Origin of the sequence: Microcoleus sp. S13_C5 (genome assembly GCF_036700845.1) — a bacterium.
In the GTDB taxonomy this organism is placed as follows: Bacteria; Cyanobacteriota; Cyanobacteriia; order Cyanobacteriales; family Microcoleaceae; genus Microcoleus.
Genome location: NZ_JAUBPR010000005.1, coordinates 89,137 through 108,428, shown reverse-complemented (window position 1 = coordinate 108,428; position 19,292 = coordinate 89,137). Strand labels below are relative to the sequence as shown.

Sequence of the window (19,292 nt, the reverse complement as noted above, 5' to 3'; positions counted from 1 at the left end):
ACCCACACCAACACCCACACCCACGCCAATCCCTGGGGAAACACCCACACCAACACCCACACCCACACCAATCTCTGGGGAAACACCCACACCAACACCCACACCCACGCCAATCTCTGGGGAAACACCCACACCAACACCCACACCCACGCCAATCCCTGGGGAAACACCCACACCAACACCCACACCCACACCAATCTCTGGGGAAACACCCACACCAACACCCACACCCACGCCAATCTCTGGGGAAACACCCACACCAACACCCACACCCACGCCAATCCCTGGGGAAACACCCACACCAACACCCACACCCACACCAATCTCTGCACCAACCCCTGCACCAACCTCTGCACCAACCCCTGCAGAAACACCGACGCCAACACCATTGGTAACGCCAATACCAACAACCAACAACCTCCCTAACGATGACTGCATCTGTGACAAAATTGCCTATCCGAATTTAAACCAACCTAACTCAGTTGAAAACACCATACTTGGTGTATCGGGAATTCAAATAGGCACTGCCCAAAACGATGAATTTCTCGGCACTAACAACGGCAATATATTCGATGCCAAATCTGGGAATGACAACTTATATGGTGGTGCCACCAACGACATCTTTAATGGCAATCAAGGCAACGACTTCATCACCGGAGGCAAAGGTGACGACATCCTCTATGGAGATCAAGGAAACGACATCGTTCTTGGCGAATTGGGCAACGATTTAATCTTCGGAGGCAAAGGCAATGACTCCTTACATGGCCGCGAAGGTAATGACATCATTCTTGGTGATAAAGATGACGATTTCATCGATGGTGGTAAGGATAATGACGTTTTATATGGAGGCAAAGGTAACGACATAATGCTTGGTAGTCAAGGTGATGACTACCTGTTTGGACAGTTAGGTTCAGATACTATCTGCGGCGGTGTAGGGAATGACTTAATTAGCGGTAATGAAGGAGCAGATATCCTAGGAGGATGTGAAGGAAATGATACTCTTTATGGAGGGGAAGATAATGATACTATCCTGGGAGGAAAAGGCTCTGATATCCTTTACGGAGACTTGGGCAATGATAGTTTGATTGGCGGTAGCGGCAATGATATCTTTGTCTTAAAAGCTGGTCAAGGATTTGACATACTCGCTGATTTTACCGTGGGTCAAGATTTGATTGGATTAACCGGAGGTTTGAGTTTTGGTCAGTTAGCAATCAGTCAAAATACTCAGGGAACTCTCATCAAGAATCTCTTGACAGGGGAAGAGTTAGGTGTGATGATTGGAGTGAGTGCCAATGCGATAACATCTGCTAATTTCCGGTTGATTTAGGAAATCAAGAAAAGTACGATCGCCCCTTCGATCCAAAAGTGCGATCGCACTTAACCCAAAAGTCGATCGCCAAGTTCGATCGCACTTGAGAAGCCCGACTTCTTTAAGCCGTCGGGCTTCTCGCCTTCACTGCCAACCTTTTCTAAACAGTCTTAGCCCACTCGATCCAAGTTTCCATCGGGCGGAAACCGACTGATTTGTAAAGCTTCGTCGCCCCCGTCAAACTGTCAGCATCAACGCTGAGTTTAGCTGTGTTTGCCCCCGCCGCTTTTAAGGAGTGCAAACCCGCCAGCAGCATCGCTTTTCCTAAACCCATTTTCCGAAAGTCGCGCCGCGTACCCAACAATTCAATCCAACCGTCTTTTGTGCCGCTGCGGGCGTTTTTTTGGGGTTTGATTTGACAGTCGCAGAAAGCTGCAAATTTACGATCGCCCGAAACAGCAATCAAGTCTAATTCCGGTTGATAATTCGGATCTTGCATCCAGTAGCGCACGGTTTCCGCAGTTAAATCGTGGTGATTCCAGTGATCGATAAATGACTGGTTAAACATCTCTACCCAAGGTTGGATGTCTTGTTCTCCTGATACGTGTGTGAGCGCAAAATCTGCGGGAAATTCGGGTGTTGGTATTGGTTCGGCGAGCGATCGGGCCATTGTGAGAAAATAGCGATCGACCTCAAAGCCCTGTTTGTCTAACAGCCGCATCTCATCGGTTTGGTCCTCACGGCTGTAGGTACGCAATTTCGCGGGCAAATTCCGTTCTTTTCCTACTTCGCGCAGCCGCTTTTCTCCCCACTTAATTATGTCTTTTTCCAAACCTTCGCTACGGACATTTGGATGCACGTAAAACCAGAGACAAGCGTCTATTTCCTCTGGAGACTCGGGCATATCTAGGAGTGACAAACCGATCAGTTTGTAATTACCATCTTCCCACAACTGCACGTCGCGGGCTTGGTCGAGTTTGGGTGCATCAAGTATTAGCTTGAGTTCAGTTGCGGAGACTTCTTCGCCGAGTCTATCCACTGCTTCGCAAGCGTCGATTAAATTTGCGATCGCGCACCAGTCAGTTTCGCCCTTGTACGAGCGTGTTGTCAGGATATTCATAGAAAACTTGCAATCCGTAATTTCGGACTGTTCCTCTTAATTGGTATTGGCAAACAAGTACAGTGAATTTCTGGCAAAAATCCGAGTTTTTGATTGTTAACCGCTTCGGAATGCGGATAAACGCGGATGTAATGCAGATTTATTGTGGTGTCGATAAAACTCAGAAACCTGTTTATATCACCCAGGGTTTCAGGTTTTATCTAATTAGGCAATCATAAAAATTGGTTTGCCCTTCCGGGCTAGTTTTATATGTGAGTTTATGGCTGGATGTCGATGAGTCGCGCTCTCTTTCGTTACCAAGCTTGGTGCTTAAGTAACTATTGTTTGAATAAAGTTTCTACAGCTAAGTAAAGAAGTTGTCACCCCCACCGGGTAGTTGATTTTTACTTTTGCTCTCTTTTACACTAAACCCTTTTTCAGGGATTTTTGGCTCCTCCTGTTAACTCGCCCGATCGGGGGAGGGGAGAAGTTGAACTTATTTAAAAGTTACCTATTGCAACTATAACCTGAGCCGTTTTTTTTGGCAAGTTTGAAATTGAGGGAATCTTGCTAGTATTAACGAGGCTGCCATTTGAAGGCAGGAGCGCTCCGGCTTTTAACCAGCCGTAACTGTAATTTTTATAACGTTTTTCCCCGAGTTGGGGATTTAATTTTATCCAAACGTTAAACTAACGTTAAACAGTTTTCTCAGATTTATATGAGGTAAATATGCTCGACAACCTCGATTTAGATATCTCCCTCGATAAAGAAACCTACGAGGCAAAGATAGAAGTTTTAATGAAACAGTTGCGATCGCTCCAACTGGCTTGTCGGCAAAAAAACTTGCCCGCAATTATCGTCCTCGAAGGTTGGGCCGCCGCCGGTAAAGGCGCGCTGGTCAAAAAAATGGTGGGGTACATGGACCCGCGCGGGTTTGCCGTCCACCCGATTTGGCCGCCATCAGATGCAGAAATGGGCTATCCTTTCCTATGGAGGTTTTGGCAGAAACTCCCCGCGCGCGGCAAAATTGGTTTTTTCTACCACAGTTGGTACACTCATATTCTAGAAGACCGATTGTTCGATCGAGTCTCCGACGCAGAAGTACCAACAGTTATCCGGCAAATCAACGCCTTCGAGCGGCAGATGGTTGATGACGGCGCAGCAATTGCCAAATTTTGGATTCACTTGAGCAAAAAAGAACTCAAGCATAGGCTCAAAAAACTAGAAGACGATACCTTACAAGCTTGGCGAGTGCGGCCCGAAGATTGGAAACAAGCCAAAAAATACGAAGAATACACAAATTTGGCAGAAGAAATGATAGCCCAAACCGGCACGGGCCGCGCACCTTGGACGCTCGTAGAAGGCGATTGTCAACGCTGGGCGAGAGTCAAAGTTTTAACGCAAATGGCAGCGACAATTACAGAAGCATTGGACAGACAGCCGATGCAATCTGCACCCGTAGAATTGCCACCTCAAGAAAGCTTGCAACCCACCGAACCCGACTTGCTGGCCCAAGTAGATTTAACTCAATCGCTGTCGCCCGACGAATACAAACAGCAACTTCGCGAGGAACAAACCCGTTTTGGCAAACTGCAACAAAGCATCTACGAAGAGGAAATCCCCGTGTTAGTGCTGTTTGAAGGTTGGGACGCCGCCGGTAAAGGAGGAGCAATCAAACGCTTGACAGACATATTAGACCCCCGCAGTTACACTGTTAATGCCTTTGCGGCCCCGACAGACGAAGAAAAAGCGCATCACTACCTCTGGCGGTTCTGGCAGCGGCTGCCAACTGCTGGTAAAATCAGCATTTTCGATCGCAGTTGGTATGGTAGAGTGCTGGTCGAGCGAGTCGAAGGATTTGCCACCGAACCCGAGTGGCGCCGAGCTTATCAGGAAATCAACGAATTTGAGGAGCAACTCACCAGTTTCGGTTGTGTCTTAGTTAAATTCTGGCTGCACATCAGTCCTGACGAGCAACTAAAGCGGTTTACAGAGCGACAAAACAATCCATTTAAACAATACAAACTCACCGAGGAAGATTGGCGGAATCGGGAAAAGTGGAATTATTATGAAGTGGCGGTGAATCAAATGATTCAGCGCACCAGCACGCCGCTTGCTCCCTGGACGCTAATTGCGGCGGATAACAAGTATTATGCTCGTGTTAAAGTAATTCAAACGGTAACGCAGGCAATTCGGAATCAACTGAAGCGCCGATAAATTGGGATTGGTGAATCGGTAACAGGTAATGGGGAAAAAAGTAGGCAGAACAAAGCAGGGTTGAATTGTCAATTCCACCTGCGGCGTGCTCGATCCATTACCAATTACCAATTAACTATTACCAGTTATCAATTACCAATTAACTGTCAGCAATCTGTGACTGGAAGTAGCGGGTTTCACCCTGCAACCAATGGTTGATAGCTGACAGGAAGCGAGCATTAGGATACATGCGATCGGACTGCGTTATTCGCGAAAGTTAAAAACCCACCGATGCCCGTATTTCCTCCCGCAACTAAATTCGCGCTCGTTTCCAAAACTTCTGTACTAATTTATGAAGACACAGAATATTGCAAGATGCCAGAACTGTTAGCTCGCATTCTATTTCTATTCCTCCTGTTCTCATTGATCAAATCGTGGTGGGATCAATCAGGGGGCAAAGACAATCCGTTATTAGACCGGCTGCGCGTTTTGCTACTGATCAGCCTTTTGATCCTAGCTTTTTTTGCACCAGACACCCCGGTCGGAGCAGCGATTTTCGGCCTAATAGCCTTCTTCTTTAAGCCGCTGGGTTTTTCAATCACTCTGCTGGTGATTGCATCGGCGCTGATCACGAACGGGGGCATCCGCAACCCGGCGCCGAGAATGATCCTGGCAGCGCTGCTAGTTTTGATCCTTTCGAGTATGCCAGTTGTCGCTTATTGGTTCGCCGAGCAAGCAGAACGGGACGCCGCCGCAGCCGTCCGCACAGTTTGCTGTGACGAAACCGCAGCGGCGATCGTCCTCCTGGGCAAGGGAACCACTCAGCCTCACATCCCCAACCGAGTAGCGATTCAACTGACAGATACAGGCAATCGCCTGCCCTATGCTGCCGTTTTGTACAGAAAACAACTCGCACCTATGGTCATCGTTACCGCTGGCCCCAGACCAGAGTTGGAGGGTTATGTTGGCGAAGCTAAGGATATCGAGACTTTGCTGGCAAACAACATGGGCGTGCCGCGCAGCAGTATCGTTCTCGACGATAACGGCAGCAACATACGCACCAGCGCTGAAGAGGTGAGAAAGATACTCGACAGCCGCGGCGCGCCGCGCAAAGTAATCCTGGTAACATCTGCGATTCAGATGCGCCGTGCCAGCCTCGCTTTTGCGAATATGGGAATCCAGGTGATTCCTAGGGCTACCGACTTCTACACTTTTCAACCCACCAGAGGAGGGAAATCCAGTAGACTCCGCTTAGACGCGGGAGATTTTTTGCCTAGTGCAGAAGCTTTGGTAACTACGACGCGAGTATTCGATGAATATTTCGGGTCTTTCTATTACTATTTGCGTGGCTGGCAGGCTCCCAGAGCCTAAAGTGGCGAGTTGCTGGTGTTTTTCTTAGGCAACAGCGACTGCTCCCCAGATTGGTTTAAAATCTGATGAGAAGAAGACCTTTGTGGGGAGCTGTATTTTCTCATTCCGGCGGGGTCGCCGACAATCAAGTTTGCCATAAATGCAAACAATACCCAAAAGATAACTGGCTCCCACTCGGATTTTTTGGGCGGTGCTTCTGCCGCTTTGACAGATTCAACGTTGACTTTGATGTCTAGTTTGCCTTCAATTTCTTTGCCTTTGAGAACTCCGTCCTTGCACACACCCTTAAAAATCATGGGAGCGGGCTTTGGTGCTTCTGCTTTCGCTTCATCTGGCATTTTTTTATCCTGGTTTTGGTGAATCCGGTTGGATAGTACATTCTTAAAGGTTCGCGGGTTTTCCGGACAGGATTTTGCGAACTCTGAAAGAATTAAGTTAAATATGCACCCCGCCCCTTGCTGGGGCTTAAACATAAGAATCTGAAGGCATTTCAAGCTAGTGCTTGTTTGTTTTGGCTAGCAGCGTTGCCTTGAAGGTGCTACTTATATATCCGGGTGAAGGGGAGATTTTTATGCAAAGTACAGGTTTTTTATGAAAAATTTATTTGTTCCCGGCGGGCCGAAACGTCAATAGCCTGAAGTTCGAGCTTGGTTTATCTCCCCGAAGAAACCCAGTTTCTTCCCGCAGCGGGCCCAAGTGACGCAATTCGGTTAATAAACGGGGTTTCTGGCTCAATATCGCGCCAGCAGTGCCAATCTAAAATTTAAAATGATCGAAATAATCGAGAGTGAAAATATCCACTAGCAAACTATCTTGCCTGCAACCCGAACAACTGCAAGCTTGGGCAAAAGAGGCAATTAATCGCAGTAAATCTGGTCAAATTCCCGCGTACATACCTCTCCTAGCGCAAGCCGATCGACAAGGGTTTGCCGTGCAAATTCTGGCAATTGACGGTCAAATTTTGAGCTGGGGTAGCATTGCTCAAACATTCCCGCTGATGAGTGTAGTCAAGCCCTTTGTGCTGCTTTATTTGCTGTGCGAATTGGGCGAAAAAACGGTTTTTGACTGCGTTGGCTGCGAGCCTTCGGAACTGCCTTTCAACTCCTTAACTCAACTCGAAATAGACGAAGGGAAGCCGAGAAACCCGATGGTTAATAGCGGGGCGATCGCCCTAGCGTCTTTGATTCCCGGTCAAAATGCTGTTGCGCGCTGTCAAAACTTGCTCGATTGGCTGAATCTACAGGCAAACAGTCAGCTATTTGTTGACGAGTTAATGCTCGATTCCGTGAAGGCAATGCCGAATCAAAATAATTGGAATCTCGCCTTAAAAATGGTAGAATCGGGTTGTCTTCAAAACTCAAAAATTGCTTTAGAAACTTACAATCGCGTCTGCTGTTTGTCGGGAACTGTGGATGATTTAGCTAAGCTGGGAATGGTTTTGGTAAATAGTGGCGATCGAGCAATGGGAGAAAACTGCCGTACTGTCAAAGCGCTGATGGCGACTTGCGGTTTGTATGAAGCATCCGCCCGCTTTGCCCTGCGGGTGGGACTGCCGGCTAAGTCGGGAGTTAGCGGGGCAATGCTTTCGGTAATTCCGGGTCAGGGTGCGATCGGCTTTTACAGTCCGCCCCTTGATAAAGACGGAAATTCTATCGGTGGCTTATTTTTGTTAGAAAAAATAGCTAAAACTTTGCGGCTCAGCGTATTTGATTAGATGAGATTGCACTTTAATTTACCCTTTAATTTCCCCGACTAATTGGGTAAAATAATGGGTAATTGGTGATGGTAATGGGGTCAAATCAATCAGACATAATATCACAAATAATGACTAATGACTAATGACTAATGCTTTTCGCCCAAAATAGCATAAACCACAGTTTCTTCTTTTTTACCGCGCAATTGAATCGAGCCTACTTTTTGGCCTTCGTAGCGATCGCGCACGTAAGCAAAAGTCCTCGCCGTCACCAACAAATTAAAAGGACTGTCAGAAACAATTTCCTTATTCATCGCCTCCAATCTAGCAGCAACGTTGACAGCATCGCCGATCACAGAATAATTCAAACGCCGGGAACCGCCCACGCTACCAGCAACTAACTGTCCGGTATGCAAACCGATGCCAAACTTAATTAAAGGTTTGTGTTCACTTCTAAGCTGCTGATTAAGTTGGTGCAGCCGTTCGTGCATCGCAATACAAGCCGCAACTGCATTCAAAGCATCTTGTTGAATTTCTCGATATTCGGTATGACAAAAAGGCACCCCAAAAACTGCCATAATCGCATCACCAATGTATTTATCTACAACGCCGCCGTGATCCATAATACAGTTAGTCATCGCTTCCAAATAATTGTTCAACCAGGTGAGTAAATCTCGCGGTCGCATTTTTTCTGAAATCGAAGTAAAACTACGAATATCCATAAACAGCACCGTTGCTGTAAGTTCTTGAGGTTCGAGTTCTCCCTGTTCAAATATCTCCGCTTTGCGTTCCCAAATAAGCTGAGCTGTCTCTGGAGCGACGTGCTTTTCAAATAACCTCATCAACTGCTGCTTTTCGTACTGTTCCCGCAGTTGCAAAGCGGTGCCAGATAAAATGAGAGTGCCGATAGGCGCCGCAATCGGAACCCACCAAAAAAAGAAGCCAAATAACAAAGCAGCAGCCCCAATCCAAATTATAGGCAAACCGAGAGCGATCGCAATTCTCTCCTTAACACCTCGGTTGCCCAGAACCAAAGCGGTAAGCGGGCCAATCCCCAACAATAACAAAATTTCTAGCAGTATCGGCAGCCGCCGTAGCAAGCGTTGATTGAGCAAATTGTCAACCAATGCTGCATATAAATAAACCCCAGCCGTAGTCTTATTTAGAGGTGAAGATATGGGGTCTAAACCGGTAGCAACTATGCCCACTAAAACTAACTTATTAGTCAGAGCATCTGCGGGAATTCTACCTTTTACGACATCAACAAAAGCATAGGTAGGTAGATTTTCGGTTGTCCCCGGCCAGTTAACCCAGACTTTTTTTTCCGCCCTATTTTTTGAGTGTGGGAGCAATACTGGATCTTGGGGATTAGCAGCATTGTACCTGTGAGTCATTGCTAAACCGAAATTAGGAATCCCGTTGAGAAAGATTTTTGACTCGCGGGTAATACCGTCGCTATCGGCTTCTTGGCCTATGTGGCCGACACCTGCGGCGGCTGCTTTTAAAGAGGCTACGGGTTCTTCTTTGGGGGTTCTAGGGAGTACAACTTTGCCGTTGGCGGCGATTGCAGCGGCTAAAATATCATCTTTCGGACTGGGATCGAGGAAAAGAATGTCAAAACCAACTGCTGTAGGGGGGGATTTTTTCAGCGCTTCCAGCAGTTGGGCGTAGCGGTTGCGAGGCCAAGGAAATTGACCGTATTCCTGCAAGGAATGCCGTTCGATCGCAATTACCACAATTCTCTCATCCCATCCGGGATTTGGCAAAATTCCCGATTCTCGAATTTGAAATAGGGTTTTGTATCCCAAATATTCAAGGGGTTTCCACATTCCAAAGTGCAGCATGGCGACAGACATTATACCTACTGCTGCCCCTGTTATCCAGGGAGGGTTTGTTGCTATATATTGCCGGAGGCCGATTAGTTGATTGTGTTTTAGATAATCAATCCATTCTTTGAACTTCATGCAATTAATTTGACGCAATAATTCACATTCGAGTCCGAACTTCGAGAGGAGTGGGAGTCATGAAGTTTTACAATACCGTAAGGGCGAAGGGTGGGGGCAAAATTGATTTATTTTGACTACCGAGATTCACCGCAAAATGCTTCGTACCTACACAAAATAATCAACCCAGATAGGACTTAGGATCTAACTCACGTCCTCAGAGACTGCCCGCGTAAATTACTCGCGACGATAGGTTGTTTAGCGAACTGCGAAGCTGTAATGCCGTTCTGTGACTGACGGGCCTCGCACTACGATTTTGAGGCGGCGACTTGGAGGTAAAATTCCTTGGATTTTGAAGTTGCCATTTCGATCGATCTTAATCTCTTCGTTGTGGACATAAACTGTGTCGATCGGGTTAATTTGACCGCTGAGGCGATAGATATTGCCGCTGACTCTCAACAAACTGCGGACTTTGAGTTGAGCTAGGCGAGGGCTCGCTGAGGGAGCCACGGGCGAGGTGTGAGGGAAAATTGTCGTGGCGTTGCCGCCGTTGACAACTACTTCCGAGTCGGTGTTGCCGGATACTACGACTGCACCTTCAATAGTTTCGACTGCGGTTTTGCCCTCGCCGACGCTGACGCCAAAGGAGGTGCCCCGGACTCCGGCGACGCCTTCTGGGGTTTCAACTCTGACTGGGGCAGTTTTGGCAGAACTTTTTTGTTGGGCAATTTGACTAGATTTGCCGAGTCCGCTGAAGGTATTGAGGGCGACTATTTGGTTCGGCGGGATAATTGTTGAGGTGTTGGCTGCGGGAGTTGCCGCAGCAGTTTTGCCGATCGACAACCTGACTCGCCCCCTGCTGACAAAAATAGCTGTGTCTTTTTCCCCACCTGCACTGCTTGACAAATTGGATATTCTGACTGTGGTTTTTTCTCCAACTTCCACGATGCCGGCGTCGTTGTCGATGGCTAAACGGGCTGTGGAATCGGGGCCAGTGATGATTTCATCTCCGGGGGCGAGTAGCCGATCGCCCACGACCGCTGGCCGCCCTTTAAAGCTGACTGTACCGCGAATTTCTTCTATTTCGAGCGATCGCGCGGTCGCTGTTCCCTGGGCGTTTATCGTGTGTGCTGGGGATGGATTCGCCGCCACAGTTGCCGGATTTGTTGGAGATTTTGAGGCGATTGCCAATGCTGGCGGTCGATCGACTGAGATAATTTTAGTAGCGTTCGACTGCTGTTTGGGGGATGGAGAGAGCGGACTGGCGATCGTCCCACGAAAGGGCGACAGAGTCGCCAGCACAGCCAAGGACAAACTTAGGAGCGAAATTTTGGTCGATCGCCCACACGTAAAAATTTTATTCATAATTTCAATTTTGTCATATTGAAGTTCCTCGACTTCCTTTCCTCTATCAGACGGCATACATCCGGAAATCGTTCCATTTTTTATGCCGTAACACAGCAGTAAAAATAAACTTTAGCAGCCTGAAAGTTTAGCATTAAAACTTTTTTTTATGGTCATATTTTAGTAAACTGTTACAACATGGCAGTTTGCTAAAATCTAACCTTCGGAATTTTGTGCCAAGCTGACTCAAAGTGTTCTGCAGCATCAACTTTAGCCGATGTCAACGTTAGAGAGCGCAGATTTATATATAGCAAGCATAAAATTAATTACTGCCTATGAATGCCTTTTGGCTTCTGCCGGAAGGATGACTAATTTGGGATAAATTCTGTAGTTGTGGCAATTAATAAAAAACTTATTTTTGCTAAGCAATAAAAAATAATTATCTAAGTGGTGAACAACCTCTGCCAGTGGAGCTGGCGGCTGTGAAACCTTATGAAGCAAACCCAAGCGAATCAGCGTAGACGATCGACCAACTCCGACTAGAATACCGTCTTTTAGGGAAAGTTGGTGGAAATTTCGATGGAAAATCATAGGGAGCGATCGCCTGTTGGTGTTGCTGTTCCGAAGTAGACGCCAAACTGTAAAATAAACGGTTGTATATAGGTTATATAGAGCAGGAGAACAATTTCAGTGGCAATAGAAGTAGGTCAGAGAGTGAAGGTGCGCCGTCTCAGAGATCGGATACCTGCAAATATGGTGGGCAAGATAAAGGAGAATCCAGTAGGCACTGTTGACGGATTCAGAATGGTTGACGGTAGCGGAGTAGGCGTGGTTGTCAAGTTTGACGGTTTTGCGACTTGGTTCTTTGAAGATGAGCTAGAACCCGTTTAACAGATGTAGAAGGAAGAAGGAAGAAGGAAGTTCGGCAACGGATTCTGTAACGGATGTAACGGATGTAACGGATGTAACGGATGTCAGTCCGATGGAAGAAGGAAGAGGAAAAATTTTCCCAATTCTTCCCCTCTCCCACTCTCCCACTCTCCCACTCTCCTCTTCCTCCACTCTCCCCCCTCCCCCACTCTGGCTGAAGGTTGCGCTTAAATGTTAAAGAGTAAGCTTTGGCAGTGAGAACAGAAAATGGCTTTGATTTTGACATTTTTGGGCAAAGGTGGCACTGGCCGCAGTACGATCGCGATCGCAACAGCTAAAAAATATGCCGCTCAAGGCAAGCGAGTTCTGCTGCTCGGCCAAGATCCGGGCCCTGCATTGGGTATTCTGCTAGGGGTTCCTCTGACTCTCAGTCCCCAGGAAATCGCCCCCAACCTCAAAGCAGTTCAGGTGCAAAGCGCGCCGCTGCTAGAACGCAGGTGGGACGAAGTTAAACAACTAGAAGCTCAATATGTCCGCACTCCGTTTTTCAAGCAGATTTACGGTCAAGAATTAGGAGTGCTACCGGGAATGGACAGCGCGCTGGCGTTGAACGAACTTCGGGAATACGAGGACAGCAAACAATACGATGTAATTGTTTATGACGGCAATGGCGGCATGGATACGCTGCGGATGCTGGGAATGCCGGAAATTCTGAGTTGGTACATCCGCAGGTTCCGTCAAGCTTTGGTAGATTCGGATTTGGGGAAAGCGCTTTCACCTTTTATTCAACCGGTTGTCAGTACCGTCTTGACTGTGGATTTGTCGGGAGACAATGCTTTTCAATCTACTAAGCAAGTCGATAATCTTTTGGATAAGGGTAAGGAAGCGCTGGCAGATCCGAACCGCACGGCGGCTTTTTTGGTGACGACTGGGGATGCAAGTGCGATCGCAACTGCTCGCTATCTTTGGGGAAGTTCTCAACAAGTTAGTTTGACTGTGGGCGGTGTCATTGTCAATCAAGCACCGGTTACAGAAGCTATTACTGCCGAGTTTGATCCTTTGACGGCTGTTTCGGTTCCGGCGCACAGTGACAATAATTGGCAGCCGCTAATTGATGCTTTGCCCGATTTTTCTGAGGCCGCAAAAGCTCCTAAACCGATTAACATAAACATTGCACAGCGTCTAGTTAGTTTGTTTTTGCCTGGGTTTGACAAGAAAGAAATTAAATTGATTCAATCCGGGCCGGAAGTGACGATCGAAGCAGGCGATCAGCGGCGCAATATTTTGCTGCCTCCGGCGCTAACTGGGAAGTCTGTTACTGGTGCTAAGTTCCTGAATGGTTACTTGATTATTTCTTTTTAGGGTAAGGAAGAAGATCGTTTCTAGTAAGGACTAAAGTCCTTAGTTTCCCGAAAATCATGTGGGTAGGGAGACGGCAATGCCGTATCCTCCGCGGCCCAAGTCAGGACACGGCAGTGCCGTTTCCCTACAATTAATCGAGGGTAGGGATACGGCATTGCCCTGTCCTCCGTTGCTTATGCTACAATTTCCAACAACACATCACCAACCCAGCCAATGTTCCGACAAATTTGGCAAAGAATCCTCAACCTGTGGCGGCAAATTCAGCGGCGCTTCCGCAAACAACCTGCACCCCCACCGCCAAAGCCAACTCCGATTCGCACTTTTGGGGAATACGAACAGAAATTTTTGCAACTCTTAGAGGGTGTTGAAGAAGGCTGGAGTCGGGGCGAAATTAAAGGTTTTTTAATCGCCTGCAACATCAAAGATGCTGAGTGGGAAAACTGGCTGCAAGAATTTGGAGAAAGGTTGCTGGTATCCCCGGAAAAGCATTTAGAATTGGGTGGGCGAATGGTGCGGCTGGGTGAGATGAATTGCGGGAAAATTAGTGAGGTTGCTGCGAATATCGGCAGGCAATTGTTGGCTGGGGAGAGTTGGAGTCGGAATCCGGCGGATGATTCATCGGTTATAAGTGAAAATATTGTTACTCGATTGTTGGCTGGGGAGAGTTTGAGTGTTTCTTCTACAGATAATTCATCGGATGCTAACCAACCCTACTCAATCTCGCAGTCAGAACTCATAGCAAGAGGAATCAGTCAAGAGGCTATAGAATTATTTAACCAAGCAACAGAGAGTCGTAATGCAGGAGATTTAGAAGGCGCACTTGGCTTTAGCGAACAAGCGATTAAAATTCAACCAAACTACGCTGCTGCATGGTATCGGAAAGGGAGTGTTATAGCTGATTTAGCCCGCAACAGTGAGGCGCAAGCAGCCTACGAGAAAGCCTTAGAAATTGATCCCAAATACCACTATGCCTGGAACGGGCTGGGCAATGCCCTAAAAGATTTGGGCCGCAACAGTGAGGCGATCGCAGCCTACGAGAAAGCCTTAGAAATTGACCCCCAATTCCACTTTGCCTGGAATGGTCTGGGCATTGCCCTAACAGATTTGAGCCGCTACAGTGAGGCGGAAACAGCCTTCAAAAAGGCCTTAGAAATTGACCCCAAATACCACGATGCCTGGAACGGGCTGGGCGCTACCCTAAATGCTTTGGGTCACAATCGTGAGGCGATAGCAGCCTACGAGAAAGCCTTAGAAATTGACCCCCAATTCCACTATGCCTGGAATGGGCTGGGTCTTGCCCTAACAGATTTGAGCCACTACAGTGAGGCGCAAGCAGCCTACGAGAAAGCCTTAGAAATTGACCCCCAATTCCACTATGCCTGGAATGGGCTGGGCAGTGCCCTAAATTATTTAGGCTGTTACAGTGAGGCGATAGCAGCCTACGAGAAAGCCTTAGAAATTGACCCCCAATTCCACTATGCCTGGAATGCGCTGGGCGCTACCTTAAATGATTTGGGTCGCAACCGTGAAGCAATCGCAGCCTACGAGAAAGCCTTAGAAATTGACCCCCAATTCCACGATGCCTGGAATGGGCTGGGCAATACCCTCAATGATTTGGGCCGCTACAAAGAGGCGATCGTAGCCTACGAGAAAGCCTTAGAAATTGACCCCAAATACCACTTGGCCTGGTACAACCTGGGCATTGCCCTAAAGAATTTGGGCCGCTACAAAGAGGCGATCGCAGCCTTCAAGAAAGTCTTAGAAATTGACCCCCAATACCACCAGGCTTGGTATGGGCAGGGCGCTACCCTAAATGCTTTGGGCCGCTACAGGAAGGCGATCGCAGCCTTCAACAAAGCCTTAGAAATTGACCCCAAAGAGCACTATTCCTGGAACGGGCTGGGTAATGCCCTAAGTTTTCTGGATCGCAAGATTGAGGCGCAAGCAGCCTACGAGAAAGCCTTAGAAATTGACCCCCAATTCCACTATGCCTGGAACGGGCTGGGCACTGCCTTAACTTGTCTGTGCCGCTACAGTGAGGCGGAAGCAGCCTTCCACAAAGCCTTAGAAATTACAGGCGATCAATCATTGGAAGCTTGGGTCTGTCGAGGTTGGGTATTTTTCTACTCAGGGCGCTACACTGAAGCCATTCAAAACTGGGATGAAGGCTTAAAGAAATATCAGCCCAGCAATTGCGACTATCGCCTTGCTTGCAGCACGTTGCACCAGCAAAAAGACGAGGCACTACGAATACGGCAAAAAAATCGGCACTTATTTTGAATCTTTTCACAAAGGCAAAGCCAGCGATGAGATATCTAGCGCTTTAATGATGATTCGATTCTATGAAATTCTCAACGAACAGCGTTGCCAAAATAAGTTGCATCCGGCACTAGCCCTCAAAGAAGCGCAAAAATGGCTCCGAACTATTACTTACAGCGAACTATCCAACTGGTATCTGGAATTGTCTGAAATAATTAAAGACAATTCCGGTTGCAGTCAAGATTTGAGAGACGAAGCTAACCTCATCCGCAGAGATCGTGCTAAAATTGAATCTGATAAACCTCCTTATGCCGATCTCTACCACTGGGCAGGTTTCACAATTACTGGTAAAGTTAATCCCTAACTTCCAAACCATCGACTATTATGAAAGCAAGAGATATTATTAGTCTGCAAGCCCTTGGCGCTGCTTTAGCTAAACTAGATTCATCTGTCCAGCTTGGCGAGTTGGAAGAGAATATAAGTCGTCAGATATTGGCTTTAGAAAAATTAGCCGAACAAAACAACACTCTGAACGAAATTTACACAAAAGAACGCCTCGACTTAAAAGAGCAGTACCAAGCAAAATCAAAAGACAAACGCTACCAGCCGACAAGTGACAGCATTTACAGCACGGATGCTGCAAATTTAAGCCCTTCCTTTCCTCAGCCGCCTGAAGAAATGGAAAATCCCTCTGAAATAGCTAAAGCCTTTGACAATTTAATTGCATCTTTTAATAAAATCAAAAGCCTGTACGCGGTTGAAAACCCTATAGAAAGTTTTCAAATCATCATGGAACAAGAAGCGATCGCACCTTTGATTCTGGAAGCTTACGATCGCATTCGAGCGCTATTTCCTACGGAAAGATTAGGCTTGGAAGTGAAAACAGATCCAGAAATTGCCAACTGGCGATCGCTGTGGATTACCATTTACACCAAACTCGAAGTCGATGAAGCTTTTGCAAAGTTAAAAAATCTCGATCGCACTTGGTGGCTAGACGCGAGTCTTGTCATTCCTAACAATATACTAAACATTGACTTGGGGTGGGAATGAAATTCGATTGGGAGGAATACTTTAATTTAGCAAAAGAGCTAGCTGGAACCACTGAAGAAGCAAAATTGCGTTCTGCTGTAAGTAGAGCTTACTATTCTGTGTTTTGCCTAGCACGGAATTACTTGCGCGACATTCAACAAGATCCCCGACTCTCGCGCAATAAAACTTATGATATCAATGACCATCAATATGTAGCTGAAGAATTTATTCACAATCAATCAAAATCCCAGCCAATGATAGAGATAGGTAAAGATTTAACTCGCTTGAGAAAAATGAGGAATAAAGCTGATTATGAAGATACTATGTTTAACTTACAAAAAGAAGCGAGAAATGCGTTAGTGCTAGCTGAAAATATTATTTCAGCGTTAAGTAACTTAACTGAATAATCCGACAAATAGGAATCGATCGCAATAAACTTTAATGGCAACTCCTGCAAAAGCCCGGTTTCTTGAAGAAACCGGGCTTTTTAAGAAAATTACCTAACTTTTACCGTTACCGTTTCCATTGCCGCCAGTCGTTAGCAAAACCCGCTTAGCTAAAGGTTCCGGCACTTCTTGCAATCGATCGAACTCCCAATTAAAAAATCCTACTCCCATTGTCTGCGATCGCAATTCTACGATCAAATTCTGCATTTCTGCGATCGGCAAATAAGCAGAAACAGCATCCCATCCCTTCCAGCCTTTTTTACCTTCGTAGCCGAGAATTTGGCCGCGGTGTCCGCTGACCAACTGCAACACCTTTGATGTACACTCGTTCGGAGCGCAAATTTCAACTTTGGCGATCGGCTCGAGCAATGCCGGTTCGCACTTCGCCATTCCCTCCTGCATCGCCAAACGCGCCGCTTGCTTGAAAGCTTGTTCGGAACTGTCCACAGAATGGTAAGAACCGTTCGTCAGCGTCACCGCTACGTCTACCACCGGGAAACCCAGCGGGCCGCGGTCCAAATACTCGCGCACTCCCACTTCCACGCCGGGAATGTACTGTTTTGGGACGACGCCGCCGACTATTTTGTCGGTGAAATTGAAGCCTTCGCCGCGAGGCTGCGGTTGAATATCGAGGTACACATCGCCAAACTGTCCGTGTCCGCCGCTTTGGTGTTTGTAGCGCCCGTGGATAGAAGATGCAGGTTTGCGGATGGTTTCTTTGTACGGCACTTGCGGTAAGTGAGTTACCATCGGCAAGTTATACTTGCGGCGCAACCTGTCCAAGGCTACTTTCAGGTGGATTTCGCCTTGACCCCAAAGTATAATTTCGTGAGTGTCGCCGTGCTGTTCCCAGACTAAAGATGGGTCTTCTTCTAGCAATTTAGTTAAAGCGGAGCTCAGCTTAACTTCATCGTTGCGCTTTTCTGGGACGATCGCCAGTGCGTAGACAGGCGGGATGATTTCGGCTTTTGGCAATTCTTCCGATCGGTCTAGCGCCAGGGTATCGCCTGTTTTCAAGCCTTCTAGCCTTCCCAAAGCCACAATTTCCCCGGCGCTGACAGACGGCAAACTTTGCGTTTGCTGGCCACTCAAGCGGTACAAACCGTTAACTCGAACGCCGTTCAAAATTGCTCCGTCTGCCAGCGTCCCCCGCCACATTCTCACTAACGATAGTTTGCCTCCCTGGGGCGTGTAATAGGTTTTGAGGGTTTGAGCCAGAACTTTGTTTTCACTTAGTATAATGCCGCGGCGATCGGCTGTAGTTTCCGGTGTCGGCGCTTCCCTCAGCAAAGCTTCCAGCAGGGGCCGCACGCCGAAATCTTGTTCGGCGATGCCGATGAATACTGGCACAATTAAATCTGCGCCTAATTCCATCTTTAAATCGCGGGTAATTTCTTCGGCGTCGGGATTGATTTCTTCGAGCAATTCTTCGAGTAAATGGTCGTCAAAATTCGCCAATTCTTCGAGCATTTGCTGCCGCGCTGCGCTTTCTTGTGCTTTGAGGTGTTCTGGAAGCGGGACGGGATCTGCGGCGGCGCCCGGATGGTAGTGGTAAGCTTGTTCGGTTACTAAGTCGATAAAACCGATGATTTGTTCGTTTTTGCCGATCGGATATTGGTGAGGTACGATCGGTCTACTGGAAACGGATTTGAGCGCGTCGATCACCTCGGTGAAGTTGGTGCCGCAAGTAGTTTCGTCTGTGTAAGCTCGATCGATCTTGTTGATGAAAACTAGGTGGGGAATTTCCCAATCGTCGAGGAATTTAAACAGGGGTGCGAGGGTTAAAGTGCGATCGGCAACGGGTTCGCAAACAATTATCGCCGCATCCACACCTATGAGCGCATTGTAAGTTTCTTGGACAAATTCTACCGAGCCCGGACAGTCGAGAAATGTGAAGCGGACGCCTTCATATTCAGCGGTGGCGGCGTTTACTTCTACGCTCATTTGGCGATCGCGTGCTTCCGGCGAACTATCACCTATTGTGTTGCCATCTTTGACATTTCCTTTGCGGGTAATTGTCCCTGTCACCGACAGCAAACTTTCGAGCAGTGCGGTTTTACCGCTTAAATAAGGGCCAACAATTGCAACGTTCCGCGTGGCCCCAAGGACTTTTTCGTTCATATTGCCTCCAACAGAAAACTTGTTTTCCATTGCTCTTGGTGCAATCAGCTCAATACCATTTTCTAGACTTTTTCTAGGTTAATTTTTATTGCAGTTTCGAGCAATTTCTGATTTTGGTATGATTCTCTACTTTTGACGCTAGCGTATTTTGAGTGACGCAAACAGAAATTGTAGTTTTTCTTAATATTTGTTTGAATTTTTAACCGCAGATGAAGGCAGATTAACGCAGATGAACGCAGATAAGACTCTC

At 47.3% G+C, this 19,292-nt stretch carries 16 protein-coding genes; 10 read left to right on the top strand and 6 right to left on the bottom strand.

Translation table 11 applies throughout. The features are described from left to right. Window positions 1-414: hypothetical protein (locus tag QUA04_RS02980; RefSeq protein ID WP_333253609.1), on the bottom strand; the 414-nt coding region annotated here is incomplete at its 3' end. Here QUA04_RS02980 and QUA04_RS02975 point away from each other — a divergent pair. After that, entirely contained in the window at window positions 389-1,327 is a 939-nt protein-coding gene (locus QUA04_RS02975; RefSeq protein ID WP_333253607.1) for a calcium-binding protein, read from the top strand. The two genes, QUA04_RS02980 and QUA04_RS02975, sit on opposite strands and share 26 nt — an antisense overlap. 142 nt (window positions 1,328-1,469) lie before the next feature. Here QUA04_RS02975 and QUA04_RS02970 read toward each other — a convergent pair whose 3' ends face one another. Further along, window positions 1,470-2,429: a GNAT family N-acetyltransferase gene (locus tag QUA04_RS02970; protein ID WP_333253605.1), complete on the bottom strand. Its 960-nt coding sequence runs from the start codon at window positions 2,427-2,429 to the stop codon at window positions 1,470-1,472. Between the two features lie 708 nt (window positions 2,430-3,137). On the opposite strand from QUA04_RS02970, the gene pap reads away from it, so the two are divergent. Together pap and QUA04_RS02960 are read left to right on the top strand one after the other, a co-directional pair. Then, window positions 3,138-4,625: a polyphosphate:AMP phosphotransferase gene (pap, locus tag QUA04_RS02965; protein WP_333253603.1), complete on the top strand. Its 1,488-nt coding sequence runs from the start codon at window positions 3,138-3,140 to the stop codon at window positions 4,623-4,625. 270 nt (window positions 4,626-4,895) lie between these two features. Next, window positions 4,896-5,975, top strand: coding sequence for a YdcF family protein (locus QUA04_RS02960; protein ID WP_333253601.1), 1,080 nt, complete (start codon window positions 4,896-4,898; stop codon window positions 5,973-5,975). Here the strand turns inward: QUA04_RS02960 and QUA04_RS02955 are convergent. Beyond that, entirely contained in the window at window positions 5,972-6,313 is a 342-nt protein-coding gene (locus tag QUA04_RS02955; protein WP_333253598.1) for a hypothetical protein, read from the bottom strand. The genes QUA04_RS02960 and QUA04_RS02955 overlap by 4 nt on opposite strands. 449 nt (window positions 6,314-6,762) lie before the next feature. Between QUA04_RS02955 and glsA the strand changes: the two genes are divergently transcribed. Next, window positions 6,763-7,689: a glutaminase A gene (gene glsA / locus QUA04_RS02950; RefSeq protein ID WP_333253596.1), complete on the top strand. Its 927-nt coding sequence runs from the start codon at window positions 6,763-6,765 to the stop codon at window positions 7,687-7,689. A 128-nt stretch (window positions 7,690-7,817) separates the two neighbouring features. Here glsA and QUA04_RS02945 read toward each other — a convergent pair whose 3' ends face one another. Together QUA04_RS02945 and QUA04_RS02940 are read right to left on the bottom strand one after the other, a co-directional pair. After that, on the bottom strand, window positions 7,818-9,632 hold the full coding sequence (locus QUA04_RS02945) for an adenylate/guanylate cyclase domain-containing protein (RefSeq protein WP_333253594.1): 1,815 nt from the start codon (window positions 9,630-9,632) through the stop codon (window positions 7,818-7,820). 237 nt (window positions 9,633-9,869) lie between these two features. Next, a complete protein-coding gene (locus tag QUA04_RS02940; RefSeq protein WP_333253592.1) occupies window positions 9,870-10,976 on the bottom strand; it encodes a FecR family protein in 1,107 nt (368 codons plus the stop codon). Between the two features lie 669 nt (window positions 10,977-11,645). On the opposite strand from QUA04_RS02940, the gene petP reads away from it, so the two are divergent. From petP to QUA04_RS02910, 6 genes are all read left to right on the top strand, one after another. Then, complete coding sequence (petP, locus tag QUA04_RS02935) at window positions 11,646-11,846, top strand: cytochrome b6f subunit PetP (RefSeq protein WP_333054278.1); 201 nt, start codon at window positions 11,646-11,648, stop codon at window positions 11,844-11,846. 246 nt (window positions 11,847-12,092) lie between these two features. Next, a complete protein-coding gene (locus tag QUA04_RS02930) occupies window positions 12,093-13,187 on the top strand; it encodes a Get3/ArsA fold putative tail anchor-mediating ATPase NosAFP (protein WP_333253590.1) in 1,095 nt (364 codons plus the stop codon). 213 nt (window positions 13,188-13,400) lie between these two features. Then, window positions 13,401-15,467, top strand: a complete 2,067-nt coding sequence (locus QUA04_RS02925) for a tetratricopeptide repeat protein (protein WP_333253588.1) — start codon at window positions 13,401-13,403, stop codon at window positions 15,465-15,467. Beyond that, the gene (locus QUA04_RS02920; RefSeq protein ID WP_333253586.1) at window positions 15,394-15,810 is read left to right on the top strand and encodes a hypothetical protein; all 417 of its coding nucleotides are present in this window, start codon (window positions 15,394-15,396) and stop codon (window positions 15,808-15,810) included. Before QUA04_RS02925 ends, QUA04_RS02920 begins: the two co-directional genes overlap by 74 nt. Window positions 15,811-15,830: 20 nt before the next feature. Then, window positions 15,831-16,496, top strand: coding sequence for a hypothetical protein (locus QUA04_RS02915; protein ID WP_333253584.1), 666 nt, complete (start codon window positions 15,831-15,833; stop codon window positions 16,494-16,496). Beyond that, window positions 16,493-16,882, top strand: a complete 390-nt coding sequence (locus tag QUA04_RS02910) for a HEPN domain-containing protein (RefSeq protein WP_333253582.1) — start codon at window positions 16,493-16,495, stop codon at window positions 16,880-16,882. The genes QUA04_RS02915 and QUA04_RS02910 overlap by 4 nt, the downstream gene beginning before the upstream one ends. A 93-nt stretch (window positions 16,883-16,975) precedes the next feature. Here the strand turns inward: QUA04_RS02910 and QUA04_RS02905 are convergent, their stop codons facing one another. Next, complete coding sequence (locus QUA04_RS02905; RefSeq protein ID WP_333253614.1) at window positions 16,976-19,042, bottom strand: elongation factor G; 2,067 nt, start codon at window positions 19,040-19,042, stop codon at window positions 16,976-16,978. Window positions 19,043-19,292 lie beyond the last annotated feature (250 nt).